This window comes from Clostridium sp. M62/1 (genome assembly GCF_020736365.1).
GTDB classification, from domain to species: Bacteria; Bacillota; Clostridia; order Lachnospirales; family Lachnospiraceae; genus Otoolea; species Otoolea saccharolyticum_A.
In genome coordinates this window covers 711,392-731,918 of sequence record NZ_CP085988.1, presented here as the reverse complement: position 1 = coordinate 731,918, position 20,527 = coordinate 711,392, and the positions used below count along the sequence as shown (strand labels likewise).

General features: G+C 49.3%; 27 protein-coding genes. All 27 read right to left on the bottom strand.

Annotation, left to right across the window (positions count from 1 at the left end):
- Positions 1 to 9: 9 nt before the first annotated feature.
- The 27 genes from LK436_RS03910 to LK436_RS03780 all read right to left on the bottom strand — a co-directional run bounded on the left by LK436_RS03910 (position 10) and on the right by LK436_RS03780 (position 20,527).
- Positions 10 to 3,750, bottom strand: coding sequence for a phage tail tape measure protein (locus LK436_RS03910; RefSeq protein WP_008396659.1), 3,741 nt, complete (start codon positions 3,748 to 3,750; stop codon positions 10 to 12).
- Between the two features lie 129 nt (positions 3,751 to 3,879).
- Entirely contained in the window at positions 3,880 to 4,239 is a 360-nt protein-coding gene (locus tag LK436_RS03905; protein WP_008396661.1) for a phage tail assembly protein, read from the bottom strand.
- 18 nt (positions 4,240 to 4,257) lie between these two features.
- Complete coding sequence (locus LK436_RS03900; protein WP_008396663.1) at positions 4,258 to 4,782, bottom strand: phage major tail tube protein; 525 nt, start codon at positions 4,780 to 4,782, stop codon at positions 4,258 to 4,260.
- A 2-nt stretch (positions 4,783 to 4,784) separates the two neighbouring features.
- Positions 4,785 to 6,236, bottom strand: coding sequence for a phage tail sheath family protein (locus tag LK436_RS03895; RefSeq protein ID WP_008396664.1), 1,452 nt, complete (start codon positions 6,234 to 6,236; stop codon positions 4,785 to 4,787).
- Between the two features lie 17 nt (positions 6,237 to 6,253).
- Positions 6,254 to 6,550 carry a hypothetical protein gene (locus tag LK436_RS03890; RefSeq protein ID WP_008396665.1) on the bottom strand — a complete coding sequence of 99 codons (297 nt, stop codon included), beginning with the start codon at positions 6,548 to 6,550 and terminating at the stop codon, positions 6,254 to 6,256.
- Positions 6,547 to 7,023 (bottom strand): hypothetical protein, encoded by a 477-nt coding sequence (locus tag LK436_RS03885; RefSeq protein ID WP_008396667.1) that lies wholly within the window; start codon positions 7,021 to 7,023, stop codon positions 6,547 to 6,549. The genes LK436_RS03890 and LK436_RS03885 overlap by 4 nt, the downstream gene beginning before the upstream one ends.
- Positions 7,024 to 7,608, bottom strand: a complete 585-nt coding sequence (locus LK436_RS03880; protein ID WP_008396668.1) for a phage tail protein — start codon at positions 7,606 to 7,608, stop codon at positions 7,024 to 7,026.
- The gene (locus LK436_RS03875) at positions 7,608 to 7,943 is read right to left on the bottom strand and encodes a hypothetical protein (RefSeq protein WP_008396669.1); all 336 of its coding nucleotides are present in this window, start codon (positions 7,941 to 7,943) and stop codon (positions 7,608 to 7,610) included. The genes LK436_RS03880 and LK436_RS03875 overlap by 1 nt, the downstream gene beginning before the upstream one ends.
- Positions 7,936 to 8,211: a hypothetical protein gene (locus LK436_RS03870; RefSeq protein ID WP_008396670.1), complete on the bottom strand. Its 276-nt coding sequence runs from the start codon at positions 8,209 to 8,211 to the stop codon at positions 7,936 to 7,938. Before LK436_RS03870 ends, LK436_RS03875 begins: the two co-directional genes overlap by 8 nt.
- A 12-nt stretch (positions 8,212 to 8,223) precedes the next feature.
- Positions 8,224 to 8,577, bottom strand: coding sequence for a DUF2190 family protein (locus LK436_RS03865; RefSeq protein ID WP_008396671.1), 354 nt, complete (start codon positions 8,575 to 8,577; stop codon positions 8,224 to 8,226).
- An 18-nt stretch (positions 8,578 to 8,595) separates the two neighbouring features.
- Positions 8,596 to 10,161, bottom strand: coding sequence for a hypothetical protein (locus tag LK436_RS03860; protein ID WP_008396672.1), 1,566 nt, complete (start codon positions 10,159 to 10,161; stop codon positions 8,596 to 8,598).
- On the bottom strand, positions 10,158 to 10,781 hold the full coding sequence (locus LK436_RS03855) for an HK97 family phage prohead protease (RefSeq protein WP_008396673.1): 624 nt from the start codon (positions 10,779 to 10,781) through the stop codon (positions 10,158 to 10,160). The genes LK436_RS03860 and LK436_RS03855 overlap by 4 nt, the downstream gene beginning before the upstream one ends.
- Positions 10,747 to 12,330 (bottom strand): phage portal protein, encoded by a 1,584-nt coding sequence (locus LK436_RS03850; RefSeq protein ID WP_008396675.1) that lies wholly within the window; start codon positions 12,328 to 12,330, stop codon positions 10,747 to 10,749. Before LK436_RS03850 ends, LK436_RS03855 begins: the two co-directional genes overlap by 35 nt.
- Positions 12,331 to 12,333: 3 nt before the next feature.
- On the bottom strand, positions 12,334 to 12,567 hold the full coding sequence (locus LK436_RS03845; protein ID WP_008396677.1) for a hypothetical protein: 234 nt from the start codon (positions 12,565 to 12,567) through the stop codon (positions 12,334 to 12,336).
- Positions 12,568 to 12,579: 12 nt separating this feature from the next.
- Positions 12,580 to 14,415 (bottom strand): phage terminase large subunit family protein, encoded by a 1,836-nt coding sequence (locus tag LK436_RS03840; protein WP_008396678.1) that lies wholly within the window; start codon positions 14,413 to 14,415, stop codon positions 12,580 to 12,582.
- A complete protein-coding gene (locus tag LK436_RS03835) occupies positions 14,393 to 14,950 on the bottom strand; it encodes a hypothetical protein (RefSeq protein WP_008396679.1) in 558 nt (185 codons plus the stop codon). Before LK436_RS03835 ends, LK436_RS03840 begins: the two co-directional genes overlap by 23 nt.
- A gap of 1 nt (position 14,951) precedes the next feature.
- Positions 14,952 to 16,316 carry a site-specific DNA-methyltransferase gene (locus LK436_RS03830; RefSeq protein WP_008396680.1) on the bottom strand — a complete coding sequence of 455 codons (1,365 nt, stop codon included), beginning with the start codon at positions 16,314 to 16,316 and terminating at the stop codon, positions 14,952 to 14,954.
- A 747-nt stretch (positions 16,317 to 17,063) separates the two neighbouring features.
- On the bottom strand, positions 17,064 to 17,600 hold the full coding sequence (locus LK436_RS03825; RefSeq protein WP_008396684.1) for a hypothetical protein: 537 nt from the start codon (positions 17,598 to 17,600) through the stop codon (positions 17,064 to 17,066).
- Between the two features lie 107 nt (positions 17,601 to 17,707).
- Complete coding sequence (locus LK436_RS03820; RefSeq protein WP_008396685.1) at positions 17,708 to 18,220, bottom strand: hypothetical protein; 513 nt, start codon at positions 18,218 to 18,220, stop codon at positions 17,708 to 17,710.
- A gap of 14 nt (positions 18,221 to 18,234) precedes the next feature.
- Positions 18,235 to 18,477 carry a hypothetical protein gene (locus LK436_RS03815; protein WP_008396686.1) on the bottom strand — a complete coding sequence of 81 codons (243 nt, stop codon included), beginning with the start codon at positions 18,475 to 18,477 and terminating at the stop codon, positions 18,235 to 18,237.
- Entirely contained in the window at positions 18,464 to 18,688 is a 225-nt protein-coding gene (locus LK436_RS03810) for a hypothetical protein (RefSeq protein ID WP_008396687.1), read from the bottom strand. The genes LK436_RS03815 and LK436_RS03810 overlap by 14 nt, the downstream gene beginning before the upstream one ends.
- Entirely contained in the window at positions 18,685 to 19,008 is a 324-nt protein-coding gene (locus LK436_RS03805; RefSeq protein WP_008396688.1) for a hypothetical protein, read from the bottom strand. Before LK436_RS03805 ends, LK436_RS03810 begins: the two co-directional genes overlap by 4 nt.
- The gene (locus LK436_RS03800; protein ID WP_008396691.1) at positions 18,974 to 19,414 is read right to left on the bottom strand and encodes a hypothetical protein; all 441 of its coding nucleotides are present in this window, start codon (positions 19,412 to 19,414) and stop codon (positions 18,974 to 18,976) included. Before LK436_RS03800 ends, LK436_RS03805 begins: the two co-directional genes overlap by 35 nt.
- Positions 19,415 to 19,416: 2 nt before the next feature.
- The gene (locus LK436_RS03795; protein ID WP_044930851.1) at positions 19,417 to 19,626 is read right to left on the bottom strand and encodes a hypothetical protein; all 210 of its coding nucleotides are present in this window, start codon (positions 19,624 to 19,626) and stop codon (positions 19,417 to 19,419) included.
- 7 nt (positions 19,627 to 19,633) lie between these two features.
- A complete protein-coding gene (locus LK436_RS03790) occupies positions 19,634 to 19,804 on the bottom strand; it encodes a hypothetical protein (RefSeq protein WP_008396694.1) in 171 nt (56 codons plus the stop codon).
- Entirely contained in the window at positions 19,801 to 20,025 is a 225-nt protein-coding gene (locus LK436_RS03785; RefSeq protein ID WP_008396696.1) for a hypothetical protein, read from the bottom strand. The genes LK436_RS03790 and LK436_RS03785 overlap by 4 nt, the downstream gene beginning before the upstream one ends.
- Before the next feature lie 16 nt (positions 20,026 to 20,041).
- A complete protein-coding gene (locus LK436_RS03780) occupies positions 20,042 to 20,527 on the bottom strand; it encodes a VRR-NUC domain-containing protein (protein WP_008396697.1) in 486 nt (161 codons plus the stop codon).

The following is a 20,527-nucleotide window of genomic DNA, read 5'->3' as shown; positions in this document are numbered from 1 at the left end:
CTCGCCTCCTTAGAACCTCTTTCTGTCGTTGTCACGCTGCCACTGCTCCATCATTTCATTGAATTCCGCCTGTGACATACGCTCTGCTTCCACCAGATCATCCTTCGTAGGTGCTGCGCCGTTGAAGTTATATACTGGTGCGTAGTTTATTGGTGCTCCGTTTGCTGTTGCAGGTTGCGGTTCGTTTCCACCGCCACTCAGTCTGTCGAGCAGACCGGATATTGGTGTCTGCGTGCTTCCCTGCATTGCTGCCCCGACCTTATCCACCAGTGCCGACAGTGCATTGCCTGCGCCACCGTTCTGGCTCTCTGCGATCACGCTCTTGATGATTGAGGTCATCTTTTCCCATAACTGGGTAAGAGGCACGATTGCTTCCGCTCCGGCTTCCCCTCCTACCATGGTGTTTCCGGTATTCGGGTTAAATCCGAACGCAGTCGGGTTTGTCATAATACCACCGTCTTTATACCAGTCAATTCCAAATGACGGCACGCTTGGTGGGTTCAGGCTGAATTTTCCACTGATTGAGAAATGCGGCAGCTTCAGCTTTGGCAGACTCCATGAGAAATTGAAGAAGCCTTTTATCTTCTCTATCGCTCCGGATACCACATTCTTTGCTGCTTCCAGTTTCTCGCTGAACGCTGACTTGATGCTGTCCAGAATACCTGTGACCGTGCTCTTGGCTGCATTCAGTTTGTTCGTGAATGAATTCTGAATTGCTGACAGTTTTCCGCCTGTCAGACTGTCCACGGTGCTCATGACACCGGAGAAGGTGCTCTGCACACCTGCCATCGCTCCTGCGACTACTCCCTTAATGCCTCCGCCTGCGCTGTCATACGCAGATTTCATGGCATCGAGTTTCTCGCCCACGTTTGCTCTGGCTATTTCCATGAGGTTTCCGGCTGTGTCCTTGACATTGTTGAATGCCTCCGAGACATTCGCTTTGACCTCTCCCATCTTGGATGTGAATTTTTCCTTGATGGCTGACAACTTTCCGCCTGTGAGATTGTCCACGAATGTGAGTCCAGATGTGTAGTAACCCTTGACTCCTTCCATGGCTGCTGCAGCAACACCCTTGATGCCACCGCCATTTTCCTCGTAGGCCGCTTTCATATTGCCGAGTTTCTCGCTGACTGTGTCCTTGGCTGCCTGCATAACTGTTCCGGCAGTATCTTTGACATTGTTCCATGTCTCCACTGCCTTATCCCTTATAGCAGACAGTTTTCCACCTGTCGCTTCATCCATGGCATTGAACGCATTCGCAGCCGCTGTCTTTGCTGCTTCTGCTTTTTCTTTGACGGTATTCTTCACTGTCTCCCAGGCATTGGAAGCCGTATCTTTGATCGTGCTCCATGCTGTTCCCAGTGCGTCCTTTATTCCGTCTGCAATATTGGACACCGTCTCTTTGGCTGCGGTCAGCTTATCTGAAATAAATCCCTTCACGGCATCGAGTGCCCCGGACACAACGCTCTTGATTTTGTCCCAGGCTGCGATAAGGACGTCCTTGCAGTTCTCCCAGATGAAACGGAACGGGAGGGTTATAATTTGAATTCCTGCGCTGATGATCTGCCCGATCAGCATAATCCCGACCGTGACAATATTCTTTATGGTTTCCCACGCTGCGCTTGCTTTCTCCTTTATGCCATCCCAGACTGCGCCGATTTTTTCCTTTATCTCCGTGAATTTTTCGCCAACCGCTTTTACGATATTTCCGATGGTCTGACCGATCTTGGTAAACGCACCCTTCACGGCATCCCACAGGGCATTGACCGCATTTCGGAATGTCTCTGATTTGTTGTAAAGTGCAATAAATCCCGCCACCAGTGCTGCGATGGCTATTACAACGATTCCTATTGGGTTGGCTGACATTGCTGCATTTAAGAGCCACTGTCCGGCTGCTGCTGCCTTTGTTGCCACGTTTTGTGCGATTGTGGCTGCTGTGCTCGCCCCTTTTGCTATTGCGTCTTTCGCATACAGGGCATTCAGATAAATTGTTTCCGCCTTATCCTTTATCTTGGCTACCCGAAGCAGTGTCATTGCCTTGGTAACCTTTGCGATTTCTATCGCTGTTTTCGCAAGTTTAAATCCTGCGATGGCTGTCGCCAGTGTGGTCACGGTAGGTATAAAACCTTTCCATTCCACGAATTTGTCGAGTACATTTGCCGCTGCGCCCAGTACATCCAAGAGTGCCCCGACCAGTGCCGGAAGTCCTCCGCTTACCAGACTGCTTGCATCATCACTTGCGCCCCCGAAGGCTTCCGAGAATTTCTGCTGCACATCTGATAACAAATCCATGATTGCCTGTAGCTGTGGCTCATGCTCTGCGATTGTATCTTTTAATCCGCCCAGTGTTGCTTCAGCGGTGCTTCCTATCCATCCAATGAATGACTGGAAATCATCCCACAGGTTTTGGATCACTCCAAGGAATGTCTGTACACTTCCGGGCAGTTCTACACCGAAATCTTCCGACAGTGTTGACGAGAATGCTTCGGAGAAACTCTGACCGTCCACTATCTTTCCGACAAAATCCAGAACACCGCCTGCCATCTGACCGACTCCGTTCATGAATTCTTGGATTGGTAGTTTCTGAATGAGTTCGCTGAACCCTGCCGTAATATCCGGGATTTTCAATGCCACCGCATCTATGATCTGCATCGCATACGGTCCGAAGTCCTCTACCATGCTTATCTTTAGGTCGCTGATTGCCGACTGGAATCGTGCCAGTGCGCCTTGTAATGTTCCGGTCGCTGTTGCATCCATTGCATCCAGTGCGCCAGTTGAATTGTCGATTGCTCCGGCGAGTTCATCCCATGCTGATGCAGAGCCGTTTACTCCCTCTTTTACTCCGTCCAGTAAGTAACCAAACTGTGAGTAGTAGTTCGTTCCGGCAATTGCTGACATATAGGAGTTTTTCTGCTCCTGCGTCATTCCTGCCATTGCACCGTTTAGGTCCACGAGGATATCCCTCATGTTCCTCATTTCCCCGGAACTGTCGTAAACTGCGACACCTAAATCCTTGAATGCCTTTTGTGCTACGTCCTTGGTGCTGATTCGTACAAGCATTGAGTTCAACGCTGTACCTGCTTCACTGCCCTTGATACCGTTGTTCGCCAAGATTCCGAGTGCTGTGGAGGTTTCCTTGTAGTTCATACCTGCGGCTCTGGCTGCACCACCGCATCCGATGAATGCATCCATAAGGTCTGCCGCCGTGGTATTCGCCTTGTTGTTGGTTGTTACGATAACATCGAGGTATCCCTGTAAGTCATCTATTCCAACTCCCATGGCACTCATAGAATCTGTTACCTGGTCACTGGTGGTAGCAAGGTCTGCCTGCGTTGCTTCTGCGAGTTTAAGCACTGGTGTTAAGGCTGCGGTACTTTCTTCCACATTCCATCCCGCCAGTGCCATATATCCCAAGGCATCGGCCGCCTCCGAAGCCGTGAAGGTTGTCGCTTTACCTGCTTCTCTGGCCGCAGCAGACAGTTTCGCATAATCGTCCGCAGATGCCCCTGCGATAGCAGAGGTGTTTGCCATTGCCTGTTCAAATTCCGCATACTCATCAACCGCACCGGATATGAAGTCTCCGACCTTAACGGCTGCGAATGCTGCGGCTGCCACTGCTGCGGCTTTCTTAGCAACGCTCGCTATTTTGTTTAATCCGTCCTCGGTTACTCCGAGACTTTGCTTGAAAGAGTTTTCGACCTTGCCTGCGATTTTAATGGCGAGTTCCTGCTCTTTGCTGCTGCTTGCCAATGTCTGCCACCTCCTCGGCTATTTCCCGCAATTCAAAAACGGACAGAGATAGAAAGAAATCTATCCCGGTCCGTAACGTCATTGATAACTGTATTGCGAGTTTCCGGAGGTTTGCACCGTCAGTTGGACTTATTCCGCTCCGTAGAAAAAAGCTGTCACACGGTTCTTGACCTTGACTGCTTCCTTCGGGTGTAATCCCTTGAAAAATTCCACCGGAAGTTTGGTTGCCTTGGCAGCGATGATGCACGCATACTCCAAGGACATTTCCGGGAGGAATGTGAATGATCCGGTTCTGTCCAGAATCTTATTTGCTGCGATCATGTCCGCTGCTGTCAGATTGTCCAGTCCGCTCAGATCGATTTTGTCATAGGTTTCGCCCTCGAATGTGTACGGCTTATTAAAAACTACCGTATACTCGTTCTCGATCACTTCTCCGTCTTTGTCCAATACCTCTACTGCTACCTCTGTTTTCTTTGTCTCTTTTTCCATCTTGCTCGTCCTCCTTGATTAACACTGCTTTCTGATTTTTGCCAGTAAATCCACACCATTGACCTTGTAAACGTTGTTGATCTTGTCAAGTTCGATTCTCTGCTTTCCGTCCAACTCAATCATGATATATGTGATCTCCACTGTCACTGCTGCGTCCATCGCTCCGCCCTGCTTCACGGTGCCGCCTGTGAGTTTCTTCTGTCGTCCACGTACAACTACTCTCATTCCCTTATAGTCAATACCACCTGTGCTCTTGACTGTGAACTGCTCACTGGCTCTGAGTGTCAGATTCAGCGAAGTTGCCGGGGACATGAGTTTGAATGCGTCCTCATCGAGGATGCGGAACGGAATCTCCAGTTCCATGCTTCCGAACTGTCCGATGATTACTTCCTCGATTTCTCCAAGGATACCGGGACCGCTCAGTGTCTCGGTCATTCCCTCGAAGTCCGGCAGGGAAATTTCCCCTGTCAGACCCACGAGTGCTGTTCCGTTGTTGTAAAGGTTGAAGTTATTAATAACTCCGGGAATACCTAATGCGCCCATTCTTATTCACCTCCGTTTAATGCTGCGGATAACATATCCGGGTCAAATTCCAAAATGTTGAGGATATCCTCTGCAGGTACATACGGTGCGAGGTACTGGTGGAACTGGATCTTGCCGTTGAGGATGTCCGTTACCGGGTTTTCGTCCTCGCTGAATTCAATTCTCGCCCCTGCACACTTGCCCTGTGATACATAGGAGTTTCCTCTGATGTTCTCGCTGTCTACGATGGACTCGATGAGACGGTAGTTGCCCGGTTCATCGACCTTCTGCTTGTAGGTCAGAATGAAGCTGTTGCCCCACCATGAGAAAAATCTACGGCAGCAGAACCATCTGTCTTTCGGGTCTGTATTCGCCGGATAGCACGCTGTGTTGTTGCCCCATGACTTCCATCCGGAATCATTGATTGCGGTAATGATTCCCTGTCCGTTTAAGAGGTTCGCCTGCGGCTGATCCAGTGTTACCTCTGTTCCATCTTCCAGACAGAGACCAGTAATTCCGATCAGCTTATTGGAAGGGGAGAGGTTCGGCACATCATCGTTGCTTGCGTCTGTGTACGCTGTCAATGCTCCGAAGATAGCGGAATATGCATACTGCTTCGTTCCGACCTTTACCTGCGGCCAGAGAAGTGCTGCGTGCTTGTTGGTGTATCCGTTCTTATTCTTCCAGTCATTGCAGTCTGTGTACTTGGTTGCTTCTGCGGTGTCGATATCGAGGATGCATTCGCAAGTGAATACTCCGTTGATTTCCTCGCACTTTGCTGCAAGGGCGATACCTACATTCGGCTTCTGCGTCCATCCTGGTGCTAAGAGCAGACCCGGTGTCATGCTGAATTTCGGATAGATGTGGCGGATTAACTCCATACCAGTCTCTGCTCCGGTGCTTGCATTGTATCCACCGATGATGTCGCTCTCTGTTACGGCAGTCGGGTCGATGCTTGTGCTATTGACTGTGAGGGTCTTGGCTGATGCACCCTTGCCTCCTGCGGTTAATGTGATCACAAGGTATCCGTCATCATCGAATGTCGTGATGTAGTCCGTTCCGGCTGTGAGTGTGGCTTCGTTTGCCTTTACCTCTACGGTATCTGCGAGGATGCCTGCCACCTTTACTGTTGCCTGCATCTTCTCCACATTCACGGTCTGTTCCTCGTTTGCTTTCTTGTGTTTCTTCGGGTCGAGCACATTGATTAAGATAATCGGTGCGACATTGAGAACACGGAAGCAAGCGTCCATGCTCTGGCAGAGCGTGTAATTCTTGAAATCGTCACTGTATCCAACCTGCTCCACGGCTTCACTGAAACTGTAGGCGATCATCGGTACATTGGTTGCCTTGTACGGGTCGGCTGCGAGGTTCACAGGTGCTGTTCCGATGATTACCTGCAGTCCGGCTGTTCCTGTAACGGGTGCGACCAGGCTCGTTGCCTGCTCTTTTACCCTTACTCCATGATTGTAAGCCATTGCTTTTCTCTCCTTCCTTAAGCCTTATACTCGGCTGCTTTTTTATAAAATACATAAGCGGCACCGCTCTGTGATGCGATGTCTGCGTTCACGGCCGCCAGATTGCTGATCGGCACGACCAGATTGTAAATCGCAGGTTCTTTCTCCATTGCGGTTTTCAATCCGTCCGGCAGTCCGTTGTTGAAGAACTGATTGTGTGTTGCCACTCCCAGAATTGTCGGGCCGGCATACACCATCGTTTCCTGTGTCTTGGCTACCGTCTTTGCTTCCTGCTTGGCTTCCGCCTGCACTGCTTTTGTCTTTGCTTCGCTCATGCGAATCTATCCTCCTTCCTTATTGCTGCTGTTGCAAATGTCATGCTCGCTGCTCCGAAGAAGTAAGGGAATGATTCTTCGTCCTGCAGTGCCCAGTCGAATGGGTGCTGCTCATCATTCATAAAATAGAATTGCTTTGCGAGCATTGGTTCTTTCATGAACCGTTCCTGTATCTTCTGGATGATTCCAAGGACACCCTTGTGTCCGTTGTTTCCTGCGTCATCGTCAAAATATCCGATCAGCAGTGTGACGAACACTTCCTGCGGTTCTACACCGCCCTTGGCTTGCCCTGTTTCCACTCGGACGATCACATACGGAATCGGGTCCGGTGCATCTTCGTCCTGTCTGATGGGGAGGTTCTGCTCATAGACATTCATCTTGATGTACTCCCCTGCGGAATCCTTGAAGAGGTCATCCCTAAAAATAACCCCTATTTCCTTTACAAGTTCTTCCTGTAAAATCTGCGCCGTCATTTACTTGCCTCCCAGTATTTTGTCGATCTGCTTCTGGATGTTCTTCTGCAGGTTCTTTTCTATGTTAGGCTTTACGATGCCATATACCTTGGCTTCGTTTCCTACCATGGTAGGAATGGACGGACTGAGTAATTTCTTAAGTGGCAGCCTTGATGTTCCTTTTCTCTGAACTACAGAAACATGACCACTTCCGAATTTGGTAATAAAAGCCTTGAGGTTACCCTTTTGCAGACTTTTCAGTCCACTTGCTTTCAGTACCTTACCTCTGGCCGCATCTGTTGAAGTATTGTCTTTGTACTTGAAGTCCGCCAACTCATTCACTGCCCCTGTAATTTTCAGAGTGGCTGTCGGATTGGATGCCGTTGCGTTCTTCTGGGCGATAGCTTTCTTAAACCTTGGACTCTTTACCGCATAGGTTTCCTTGGCTTTGTCAGCCAGATCCTTTTTGGCATCTCTGGCGGTAGCATTCACGGCATTCTTCAATGCCTGCGGTGCTTTCGCTTTCATGTCCTTCAGTTTCAGTTCTATCCTCTGGAGTTGAGTCTGGTCGACTTCAAACTCTATCATTCCGCTCTGCAATCCCATTACTTCGTCCTGTTAGCCTCCATGGTTATTGTGTATACTCCGCCCTCGTCTGTGGAATCGGTTACCATGTACCTCTTTCCATCAAAGACAATCTGCCGACCGATGGCAGGCAGTGATCCGAAGTCATCCGCCTTGACATAGATTAGTTTCTGCTTCACATACACACCGTCCATGTTGGATTTCATCTTCTTTTCTCTTTCGATGATTTCATTGTCATCTACGAGAACCGGGATTTCTTTTCCGTCCACGGTGTGCATATCTGCGAATTCATCCACATTCATGAAGGTGTTATTCACATCGTCCTTCATGACTTCTTTGAATGATTTTCTAACCATTCTTTTTCGCCCCTTTACTTCGGGTCGGTGTCTTTGGCACTCTGCCGACTGCATTCTCCGGGGTTTCTCCGTTCTTGGATTCCCCTGCCAGTCCTGCTGTGGCGGTGGCAGGAGTCGCTTTCGCTTTCTCCTGCTTGCCTTCGCTCCACACGGCTGTTCCTGCGTCAAGCCATGCCTGCACCATTGATTCATCGTCTGCCGGGAGGCTGTCTCCGACTTCATACTGGTGTGATCTGTAAAGGATAGGGTATGTTGCTACCAGTTCCATGGCTGCACCTCCTTATCCAATTTTTACAAGTACCTTTGCGTCTCCTGCGGCCGCTGCCTTGGCTGCGAAACCTGCAGGTGTGTATGCGACCTTGCTTCCGCTAGTCTCTCCGTTGTTCGCTGCGTCTGTGATGCCTGTCTTGTCGAAATAAACAGGCTGTCCGAATGCGATCTCGTTCGTTCCAGTCTTATCGAACTCAAAAACACCGCACACATGAAGGTCGCCTTCTGCTCCGGGTGCGATGTCAGTTCCTGCGATACCCACTCTGCCAGTAAGTTCTACGACTGTATTGGCTTCGATGGTGGATGATCCAGTATTTTTATAATCGAGGGTTTCCCCTCTCTGCCAGTAACTTGCTTTGCTCATGGCTGCATCCTCCTTCTGTTATGCTAACTCAATCGGGTTCTTTACTTCGATACCAGGGTTCTTGATTGCTCCACGGTAATCCATGACGCTGATACCCCAGTCGAGGTAGATATCCCATACGAATCCCAATGTGCCCGGAGTCTCCATTCTTCTGATTGTCGGGATCTCCTGTCCGTTCAGATAGTCAACCTCGATGAAGTCTGTGTCGTCCTTTGCTCCAAGTAACCACCAAGGCATTACATTTCCAAAACCACCGCAGAGTGCGTTGATTGTAGGATCTTCCACTACCGTGATGCTGTCCTTGTATCTGTAGAGCGGGTTCACTGCCTGTGTGTTGCCGGATGTGCTGATTGTCGGGCTGTAGAACAGCGTGTACATATCGAACATATATCCGCTCGGCACGATAATGATTGCAGGTCTGATGATAGTTGCTTCTCCGAACTGGTCTGTCTGGTTCTGGAGTGCGAGGATCATTCCCTGCACGGCTTCCTTCGTGATTCCTGTACCCTTTGCCAGTAAGTTGGAGTGTGCGCTGCTGAATAATGCAGTACCGTCATAAATCGCCGGGTTGTTTACGAGGATCTGGTAACACTGCTTATTCTGGGTCTTTCTTGCGCTCGCTGCGTACTTGGCAGGAATTCTGGTTACAAGATCGATATCATCGTTGATGAATGCCTGTCTTGTAAGCGTGAACTGGCGGCCGTATGTTTTCAGCTTTCTGGTCGGGAGTTTCTCATCTCCGAACACATCATGCTTTAACTCTCCACCCTCCGGCACTTCGAGGAACTCGCCTACCGGTCCTGCTAAGTAGTTGTTGTCGTGGGTCTTGAAGTCCTTAAGAGTTCCCTTCTTTGTCCACTGGTCGAATGTTACGGCTACAGTCTTGTGTCCTTCCACATATGCCTTGTTGATGGCATTGTCGAGGATAGCAGGGAACGCTGCTGTCGGATTGTAGAACTGTCTCTGTAACATACCGTAGAGTTCATCAGAGGATCTTCTGTTGAGTCCGGACTGTCCTTCATTGGTCAGACACTCAATGGCTAAGTCACGGAGCGTCATTCCCATCATCTGTCTTGCACCGTCTGCCGGGTTCTGGAGTTCCATCCCGCTTCTCATCACGATAGCGTCTGCTGCTGCCGCTCTGAACTTGTCCTCGGCACTTTCTGTGATACTCACTCTACCGTTTGCCGGAATCGGTGCACCGTGCTGTCTTACGTGCTCCAGTGCTGCTTCTCTTACGGAGTCCAGTGTCGCACCGCTCTCGATATAGCTTCTGGCTTCCATTCCGAACTCTCCGCAGAGTTCTGTGATGGAGCGGATTCTGGCTCTTTCTTCCTGGATTGCTCTCTGGGTGTCTGCTTCCGGGTTTGCCGGATTCTGCGGAGGTGCGTTTGCAGGCGGATTCATACCTCTCTGCTGCTGTTCCTCTGCTTCAATCTCTCCGTTCAGTCTCTCGATTTCTCTCTGAAGGGAGTCGAACTCTGTCTGCTCCTCCGCAGTAAGATCTCTGCCTGCTTCTTTGGCGGCATTTACGATTTCCTGCTGACGGAGCATTTTCTGCTGTCTCTGCTGCTTTTTGTTCATCGTCTGTTACCTCCTTGGTTGATGATATTTTTATTTATTTGAAGTTGCCTTTCGAACCAGTCTGTAGAGCGGCTCTGCGTTCCCTGCTCGGTTTCTTCCTCCAGTTCCCTGCCTACACCGACCGTTGGGTCCGCAGGCACGCTCACGATACTAATTTCGTAAGGTGTCCACTTTCTTGCGATGTCTGCCGGTCCTGTGAACCTGCCATCTGCTGACTGTTTGTTTGGCATTACTTCCTCCCATGAGTCTATCTGATAGCCTACGGACGTTGTTTTCAGCGTTCCGCTTTTGACTTTCTGATAGATGAGGTCTGCATCTTCATCGCTGTCGAATTCAACCTCTGCCATTCCACGCAAGTCCTCAATCCATGCCCGGTTTACTTTTCCAATGACACGGTTGCGGTCGTGGTTAAAGAGCAGCACACCAATTTCATTTAATCGTGTAAGGTCTACTGCTCCATCTGAGTGGTCGAGGATTTCTGTTCCCCACCATCTCTCGTATGGTTCTTCAGAGGAAAAGGAAAGAATGAACTTTCGCTCATTCCCCTCTCCTTCCATGGCTCTGATAGAATTAACTGTCAGTTCCCTAGTCGTCTGTTTTTCCTTCTTCCTCTGCTCCATCGCCTTCTTCTGATTCCTGCCCTGTTTCTTCTCCGGTTTGGTTTCCGTCTGTCTGCTGAGGATTGTCGGCAGGTGTTTCCTCATCCTCGTAGAGTTCTGCTGCTGTCTGGTCAAAAATCACACCTCCTAAGTCGATACCCTTATCCTTTGCGTATTCGAGTACCTCTGCCATTTCATCTATCTGCTCTTTCCAGTCACGGCCCTGTTCTGCAGCAATCTGCTTGAATGTCTTTTGTCCTGTGTTCAGAGCAATCTTGTTTGCATTTGCTTCCTTCTGAGGGTCAATCCATTTCTTCGGTGCTGTGATCCATGCGTGCTCGAAGTATTTATCCTTGTTATCCCAGAAGTCCTTTGCGTCCAGTACCCCTGCGAGCCACAGCGAAATAATAAAGGTTTCATATATTTCGTCCATGACTTCCATCAGCATCTCTTTTTCCTCTGCGTAGGTCATGTCATCTTCGATGATGCCCTGTCTGGTTGAGGAGTAGTTGCTCTCTGACATATCACGGCTTGTGGCTTCGTAACTGATGCCCTGTCCTGCTCCGACAAGTCTCTGCTGCAGCTTGATGTAACTCGCTGCATCCGTTGCCTGTCCGGTCGGGTTTACGACCTGTATCTCATCTCCGGCATTGAGTTCCTTAATCATACCGGGGGCGATGGATTTGCCCTGGTAGTCCTGATGCGGTCCCGGTACGCTGCCGTTCTGACGACCGATTCCGGTTGTCGGTAACTGCTTTTTGATGAATACCGAAAGACAGGCCGCTATTCGCTCTTTGACCGATACGGCTATCATAAATTCGTTAGCGTCTCGGATTCTTGTGATTGTCGGACTCATATCGGACATCTCACGCACCTGCGATGGGCGGTGTTTTGTGTATAAAAAAATGACATCTTTCGCATCCACATATACGGGATTCGAGAGTGCCATTCCGTCCACGGAATACTGTCTGATCCAGTACCCCATCGGCTTGTTATACTCATTCATTTCAATACCACCGACTACCTTGTTCCCCTTTTTCTTCGGGAGCATCTGCGAGTTGTCCAGTTCGTCCACCTCGAATGTCTGAAGCTTGAATGGGAGGTATCCGTCCTTGGTGTATCTCTTTACGATAAGGATTCCGCCATCGACCTTCTTTCGCTTCACGCACATTCTCATCATCTGCGTGAAGGACTGCGTTCCGGTCACATCGCAGTTCTGTTTCTTGCACCATTTCTTCCATGCTGTCTGGATGATCTCGTTGGTCTTGTCGCTTCCTGTTTTTGCCTGCAGTGCGTATCCGCCACCGATAACATTTCGCTTGTACGCTCCGATGACTGAATTCATCATGTCCGAGTTTCGCTCCAAGTCTCTGGCTCTGGCTCTGACATTGTCTCGACTGTACCGGTCCGTAAATTCCGCCGACTGGTTGAGTACCCTCCAGTTTGCATTGCCCCTGTCATAGTTGCCTGCATCGTAGTTTCTCATCTCAGTCAGACTCTGCCGCCATGCTTCCCTGCGTGCTCCCCACTCCGGTGATATAAAACCTATAATTCCGTCTAACCAGTTCATGTCCTACCTCCCATCAAATACTGCGACATAGGTATCATCCAGTAAACTGGTTGAACCCCCTGCTGCGATCTGTGCTGTGAGGTCGTTCCTTAACTTGTAGAGCAGGCTAAGGTCGGCACGGGTGAGCTGTCTCGTACCAATCTTGTAAGACTGGCCGCCTACGAGCACTGCGTAAATGGCATTATTTACTTCGGTCAGCATTTCCGAAGCATTGTAATTGGATTCTACTGCTGCCATGCTCTGCCTCCTTTATACCCATGACCCTTCGTTTTGACTGATCCAGTGTTCCTCCGGGGTGTACTGGGTTGTTTCCTGTTTCTTTGGTTGCTCATTTTCCTGTATCTCATTCAGATGCAGGGTTCGTACTCCGAGGATGTCTGCCGCTGCTGTTGCGTATACCTCGCAGTCCAAGTAGTGGTTGTCTGCGTGGGAGGTTTTCTGCTGCCATTCCTGTTTGACCTTGCCGTTTCCCATTTTGACATTCACTTTATGTTCCGCAGTTACCTGCTCTGCGTACTCTCTGTCGCATCCCTGGTAAACCATCCATGATCCGCTACCGTTCTTTTTCTGCATTCGTCCGGCGATCATGTCCTTATATTTTCCGGTGTCTACCAGTACCAGATTCATGCCGTATGCCTTGCTGTCGCTCTTATTTACCTTGGACAGTTTGTAGTGCGACAGCATCGGGTTTGATGAACCCTTGCTTGGCAGTGCCCATTCTGAATTGTTGGCGCAGAAATCGTACACCGTATCTGCGTCATTACCGGAGTCGATCAGTGCCAGTGCTACGACCAGTGGTGTGCTATCCGGCATCTGGTATTCGAGGTTCATGATTCTCTCGACTTCCTGGAATGAGAAAGCCTGCCCATGTGCTATGTTCTGGCTTGTGAGGTAATTGCCCCACGCTCTGATGCTCCAGTATAGGCAATTCTCCTGTACATCGACTCCTGCCGTGAGCAGTTTTGCCCACTCCGGCACTACCAGTTCCTCGTACTCGGTCTGTCTTTCCATGACGAGGTCTGCGTTAGTCTTTAACTTGGTATCCTCCCACGGCTCTGCGAGCCATGAGTTGACAAAGTTCTGCAGCTTCTCCGGGTCATCCTTGCTGTCCAGAAATTCCTTTACAATCTCCGAAAAGCGAACAAATGGAGAGTATAGGGTGTTCATCCAGAATGCTACCTTGCGGACGAACTTGGTGTTTTCCTTGACCGTCCGCCACTCTCCCTTGCGGAGCATCTCCGGCTTGTCCTGGTCTGTGATTACGCATCCGCACTCCTGGCATACATAGGTTGCGAATTCTGCACGGTCTGCGTAACTCATCCCTTCCTCTTTGGGGAAGTGTATCTGCTTCCACTTGAGTTCGATGTATTCCCCGCAGTGCGGACATGGAACGAAGTAGTGCTTCTCTATGTCTGCATCTTCCTTGGCTTTCCAGATATGCCCTGTTTTCAGTGTCGGTGTGCTTGTGATGAATATCTTCCTGTTGTGGAATGTCTTGGTTCGTTCCCTTGCCAGACTGACCGGGTCGGCTTCCTTTTTGGATGCCCCCGGATATTTATCCACCTCATCGAGAAACAGGAAGCGGATTGCCTTACTCGCAAGGCTTGATGGGGAGTTCGAGCCTGCCAGTGTCAGATACATTCCATCAAACTGCAATTCCTGCAACTGCGAGTTCTCATCAAACCTCTTTCGGAGTTCCGGTGCCGCTTTGAACATCGGCTGCAGTCTGTTCTCCGATATGGATTTTGCGAGCGTATCTGTCGGATATACGATCATGGTCGGCGCAGGGTCCTGCTGGACGATGTAACCTACCATGTTCTGGAGGCACTCTGTTCCACCTACCTGCGTAGGCTTCACGTAGACGATTTCCTCTGTCTCATAATTGTTGAACTCATCCATGATGCCTTTAAGGTATGGGGTGTGTTCTGTCCGCCATGGTCCCGGCATTGCAGAGGTCTTGGCATCCAGTACCCTGTACTTGTCTGCCCACTCCGATACCGTGATGTCCTCTGGTGGCTGTAGGAACTTTAAGGCTTCCTTCTGGTATTCTGTGACCTCGTATCTACGATACGGATTTCTTGCCACGCTTTTTCTTTTCCATTTCTTCCGGTGTGCAGCCTGCCACCACAAAGCTGTTTAATAACCGGATGATTTCTGCGTTCAGATCCTTTTCTATCGAGCGAATCTCCATCGGGTCGCAGTGACCGCTGATTCTGCCGGATAGTCGACTCGGCAGGGATAATGCAAACTTTTTGAATGAAACAAAAAATCGGCTATAGTCCATCTTCACTTCCTCGATGTCGATGTACTTACCCGATGCGATCTCTGTCTTTAATCTATGCATTTCTCCCTGGGATTCCTTGAGGGCGATCTCTGCCTGCAGTTTCTGTTCCCTCAGTTCGGCTTCCTTTTCGGACTTGCTTTTTCCGTATGCCTTGTCTGAAAGGTATTTGACATACCTCTGAATGGTAGGTGCTAATTCATACCGATTCCCCTCTTTGGTCTTGGTTGTTGATATGATGCCCTCTTGAGTAAGCTGCTGCACCCTTCGCACCGTTACTCCGAACAGAGAAGCGATGACCTCTACACGGTAGAAGCCGCCCTGCTGTTCCTCTGCCATTCTACTTTACATCCTCTGCCGGGATTCGGACTGCCTGCTGCCCGGTGTAATCTTCCCACCGCTTCACGATCACATCACAGAATCTCTCATCCAGTTCCATGATGAATGCCGTCCTTCCCAGTTGCTCTGCGGCCATGAGGGTGCTGCCGCTTCCACCGAACAGATCCAGTACATTCCATCCGGATTTACTGGAATTGGTTATGAATTTTCCGACCAGTGCGATTGGCTTCATGGTCGGGTGTATGTCATTCCTTGTCGGTTTGTTTTCGTAAATAACAGAGGTCTGATCTCTGTTTTTCCTGCGGAGTTCTTCCAGATATGCCACAAGTTCGTTTTTCTTCATGGCACTGAAATCTATATCATCTTCCAGAATGACGGTATCCTGTGTCCTGTCATTGATGAAGTAATGCGCCGCACCCTCTTTCCATCCATACAGACACGGTTCGTGTCTCCACTGGTAGTCCTGTCTGCCAAGGACGAATGCGTTCTTTTCCCAGATTAAGCACTGGGCGAGTTTCAGTCCTGCGTCAAGGAATGCCTGTCTGAATATGTGCCCGGTACTCTCTGCGTGGAATACATAGATTGCTGCCCCGGCTCTCATAAATTCGTAGGCACTCTGGTAGGTTGCCAGTAAGAACGAATAGAAACTCTGGTTGTCCATATTATCGTTCTTGATGTGATTGATGTTGCGGTGTCCTTTGGCAGGGAGGTACTCATCGAGCATCTCTGCCTTGTCTCCGTAGTTGACATTGTATGGCGGATCAGTGACGACAAGGTCTGCGATTTCTCCATTCATCAGAACCGCCATGTCATCCTGCGATGTACTGTCTCCGCACATGAGCCTGTGTCTGCCCAGTAGCCACACATCTCCGAGTTTGGTTACTGGTTCGGCTTCCGCCTGCTCCAGTGCTTCGTCCTCATTGAAGTCATCGTCCACTGCTTCCGGCTCGATAGCGAGTTTGTCCACCAGTTCCGTGAGGTCGTTCTGCTCGAAGCCTGTCAGTGATATGTCGTAATCTCCGAGGTCGAGGTCAAGCAGGAGGTCTTTCAACTTCACTTCATCCCATTCGCCTGTAATCTTATTCAGTGCGATGTTCAGAGCCTTCTCTCTCTGCTTGTCCAGAGCCACCACGACCACGTCCACTTCCTGGTATCCGAGGTCTTTGAGGACGGTTGCCCTCTGATGGCCGCCTATGATAGTTCCATCCTCGTTTATGATGATGGGGTCAACGTATCCGAATTCTTCAATGCTCCGCCTTATTTTCTGGTATTCCGCATCGTCCGGGGTCAGTGCTTTTCTTGGATTGTATTCTGCTGCCTTTAAGTCAGCCAGTTTCCTGCGTTCAGTTCTCAGTTTCTGGTCCATTTCCAAGCCTCCTTCCCGCTTTGCGTAACGAAATGGTTAAAAATTTTTTTATTTTATCGGCAAAAAAGCCGCGCCTTCCTCGCCCCGCATTGCATTTTGGGTCTGGGTAGTACCTACGGCGATGCCGTGCCCCGCCTGCACGCAAAAGAGGACACAGCGCAGGCTCTGATGCCTTGTGCCATGTCCTCTCTGAGGGGAGCAAGTGGAGTGGTTGGGTGTGACCGTGTGGTCTGTCCCCTTGTGCTCCACGCTACTACTATAGCACACCTCGATGTACTCTTGTGTACTCTCTTGTGCTTTCTTCTGTGTGCTGTGCTTCTGTGTGGTGCTGTGCCCCTGTCCTGTGGTGTGCCCTGTGCCTTGCCTGCCCTGCCTGTGGTGTGGCCGCGTGGTGCTGTGTCTGTGGTGTGCGGGTGCGTCCTAACCCTGCTCTCCCTACCCCTGTGGGTGTGTGCTACGGTGTGCCCTGTACCCCCTGTGTCTTGCCTGCCTTATTTTCTTGGGGTAATACCTGCCCTATATATGGGGGTGCTATATGCGGGCCTTGTACACTCCCTATATACGTGCCCTATTTTTTTAGGCTTGCTATTTATGATCCGTTCTGTACATACAGTAAAAGCCGGCCCTTGGATTCCGAATGCGGATTTCCAAAAGTCGGCTTGAATTTTCGATGTTCTGTTTTTCTTTTTGCGGAATTTTCCCCGGTAAAATTTCCGGCTTGATATTCTGCAATATATTAGCCTTGAATTATTCCACCTTTTCCACATCTCCTGTGTTTTTATCCACATTGTATTCTGCGTACTTAGTGCCTGTGAATAAATTCTCCGCATACTGTTCTTCGTCTTTGATGTGCTCGTATATTCTAACATTGAGCGTATCTCCTACGCAGGTTATGCAGGCTGTGGTATTAAGCGTGAAATTGACGACTGCATGGACTTCATTATCCGCCTTGAAATATTGCTTATAATAATCCGCTGCGTATTCCTCTGCTGATTTATCCCCTGTAACTTTTGCCAGTCTCCAATTTCCTGTCTTGTCATTTCTTACTGTGTCAGAGAATATGATGTCTACTCCATCAATTTCTGCGGGTTCGTCTTTTTCCTCTGTTTTTGGTTCGGTAGTTTCCGAAGCCTGCTCCGTGACCTCAGTATTCTGCTGCTCTGTCTGCCTTGGATTGCTATCATCCTTTTTATCATCGCTTGGCGATGCAATTATTCCGATGATGCATAAAACAATGATTGCGATCAGTACAATGCCGACCTTTTTTCGCTTCTTCTCTTTCATAAGAGACCTCCTTTTGGGGTAGAATTTTGTTTGTGCTAAATTGGCTATAAATAAGCCTTTTTGCAACTACAATTCTACCCCCCCCCCTACTCCGAAGTCAAGCAATTTCAAGGCTTTGAGGGTTCTTGGGAGGAGGCGAATTCCTGTAAAATTGACTGTACTTTTTTGTATGTAAGCAGCTTGTCAATTCCTGCGTTGTAGTATTTGTTGCAAGGGGTCCTTGTCATGTTTGCTTCCTTGCACACCTGCTTCCAACTCAAACAGTCAATGTGTCTGTATTCCAGTATGCTTCGTTCCGTGGAGTCCGTTGGTAAAAAATCCATGATCTTCATCACATTCAGCATGGTCTTTGCCATCTCTGCTTTCTGTGATTCGATTCTATCCTCGATCTCCATTTCACGGATGACCTGCGTTGCCGGTCCGTCTCCTACGCTGTTGGTCTGGCTGCGTGGCACTGGGGAGTATTGCATCCCCTTTGTGCCGAGCATATTTTCTCTGAAAGTACGAAGTCTGGCTTCCAACTGCTTCTTTTTCATCTTGGCATAATAATATTGTCCGAGGTACTGTTTGAGAAGCAGTTTTTGTTCTTCTACCCCATTTGCCATGCTGTCTGGTGTCATAGTTTTCCTTCTTTCTAATCCCTGGGTTTGTCCTCCGCAAGGAAGTATGCTTTTCCGCCGAGTATCCTTACCTGCTTAAGTACCCGGTCTTTGTTCTCCCAGTCTCGTATCTCTACTCCACGCTCCTGCAGGATGTTTATCTGCATTTCAATGGACGAGAGCATTGCCGACACCGGAAGTTGTCTCATTACCTGCGTTGCGTCCGCCAGACTGGAATTCATCCCGAATGGCTTACGCTTTGGTTTACCTTTTGCCATTGTTTCCACCTCTTTTCCACCAGACTCCCCTTTTCATGCATTCACATCTCACGATGTAATACCAGAGGAAAAATCCGATGATTGTGTCCTCGTTACTCGGTCTGGTTGCTCCATAGAACCACAGTTCTAATCCTTGCCATAGCATACCGATCAGCAGCCACTTGAATGTTGCTTTCATGAGTGCGTACTCACGGATTTCGTTCTCGTTCATTTCTTGCCACCTGCCATTTCATGGATTATTGTGCGGACGACATGACCGATTACCTTCGGCTCATCCCAGTCGTCCGGTGCGCTTAATACGCACCCGCATATCTTATGCTCCCCGAACTTCTCCACATTGAATGGGCAACCATCGCATGAGGCGTGTGTATATTCATGATCCGTTCCCTTGCCTTCGATTACCTCATGCGTGTACTTCCTGCAGATGGCCGCTGCTTCTGTCATAAACTTTGCCCAGTAGAATGCCCACTTTGCATTGATTGCCTTTTTGAATATCTTACTCTGCCTGCTGATTTTCTTTTTCAGTCTCATCCTCTGCCTCCTTTAATTTCTGCCCACACCACGGACAGTGCGGATATAATTCCCTGTCTTTTCTGTATGGATTGATTTTTCTGTATGGATTGATAACGGCTGCGTTTTCGCAGTTTGGGCATACCATCACAATATCTCCGAATGCTGCTTTCTGTATGAGTGGTTTCGGGATGTCTTTCTCGCTGATCGTTCTGTAGCATCTCAGCCTTCTCTTGATGATATTATGATTAAATTCCACACCGCAGCCATTGCCATCCCCGTACCATACTCCGTGCAAGAACGGAATTCCTGCCCATTGCCCGATTTTGTCGCACATCACAATTCCGTATGCTTCCTCATCCGGACACCACACTGGCTGTCCTGCCATCTGTCGCAGTTCCTCGGTTGTTAATGGTTTTTCTCCCATTGCTACGCTCCCTTCTGAAGTTCCATGATCTTCGTTGCTAGTGACATTGGTTTATGGTCTTTCTTTGGATACTGCTGATATGTGGCATTGCATACGCTACTTTTCACATATTCTCTGTAGTATTTGTTCGCCAGTTCTACCGGAATATCCTTGTGTTTTCCGGTTATCGTCAATTTGCTTTTATCATCGTATTCTATGAAAATCTTCCACATGGTTTGCCTACCTCTTGCTTTCAAAATCTGGACATTCTTCTCCATCATCGTACTCCGTATCACATCCGTATGCGTCTGCCATGAAGTTATCGCAGTGCCATCCGCTCAGATGTCCTGTTTCCCATGATGGTCTGTGGTGCAGGCAGTTTCCGCAGCAACACTTTTCATCATCGTTCATCTTCCGCTCACTCCCTTCTTTAAAGCGCACATGGTGCAGAGTCCTTTTGCTCCCTGCGCCTTGGCTACTTCTGCCAGTGGCAGTTCCCAACACTGTGCACCGCACTCCGGGCACTTGGTCAGCTTCCAGTCCTTGCGTCCTGTCGGCACATTTACCTTCAGCGGCATACAGTAATATCCGCCACGGTCAGTTGCTTTTCTCGGTTCGATTGCTACTCTCATTCTGTTTGCTCCCTTGCTATTTCTGTGTCAGTTCCGGCAGCAGGATTTCTGCTACTTCCTTTTCCGAAGTGACTACCCATGCTCTGCCACCTGCTCTGCGGATCTGTTTTATCGTCTGCTCCTGTATTTTGCTTAGTACCCCAATGAATGGCCGCTTGACCTCAAATCCGTAATACCTGCCATTGATGATGCAGGTAATGTCCGGGATTCCCTGTCTGGAGTACGGGCCGGCTGCTTCTTTCCATGCGATGGCATTTGGTGCGTTGTCTTTTATCCAGTCAAGGATTTTCTTCTGGAAGTAGCTTTCCTTCGGCATCTTCTCCCGGATGAATTTGTCGGCCGCTTCTCTGGTGTTTATACCCTTGTTATGCTTTATGGTGTAGTCTTGCAGTTCCTCGTAGGTTCTGAAGGAGGTATAATCCAGTTTTCCGCCACGCATTACATGGCGGATTGCTTCCTCTGCTGTTGGGTCTGGATACCCTTCTGCGTTCTTTGCTGTCAT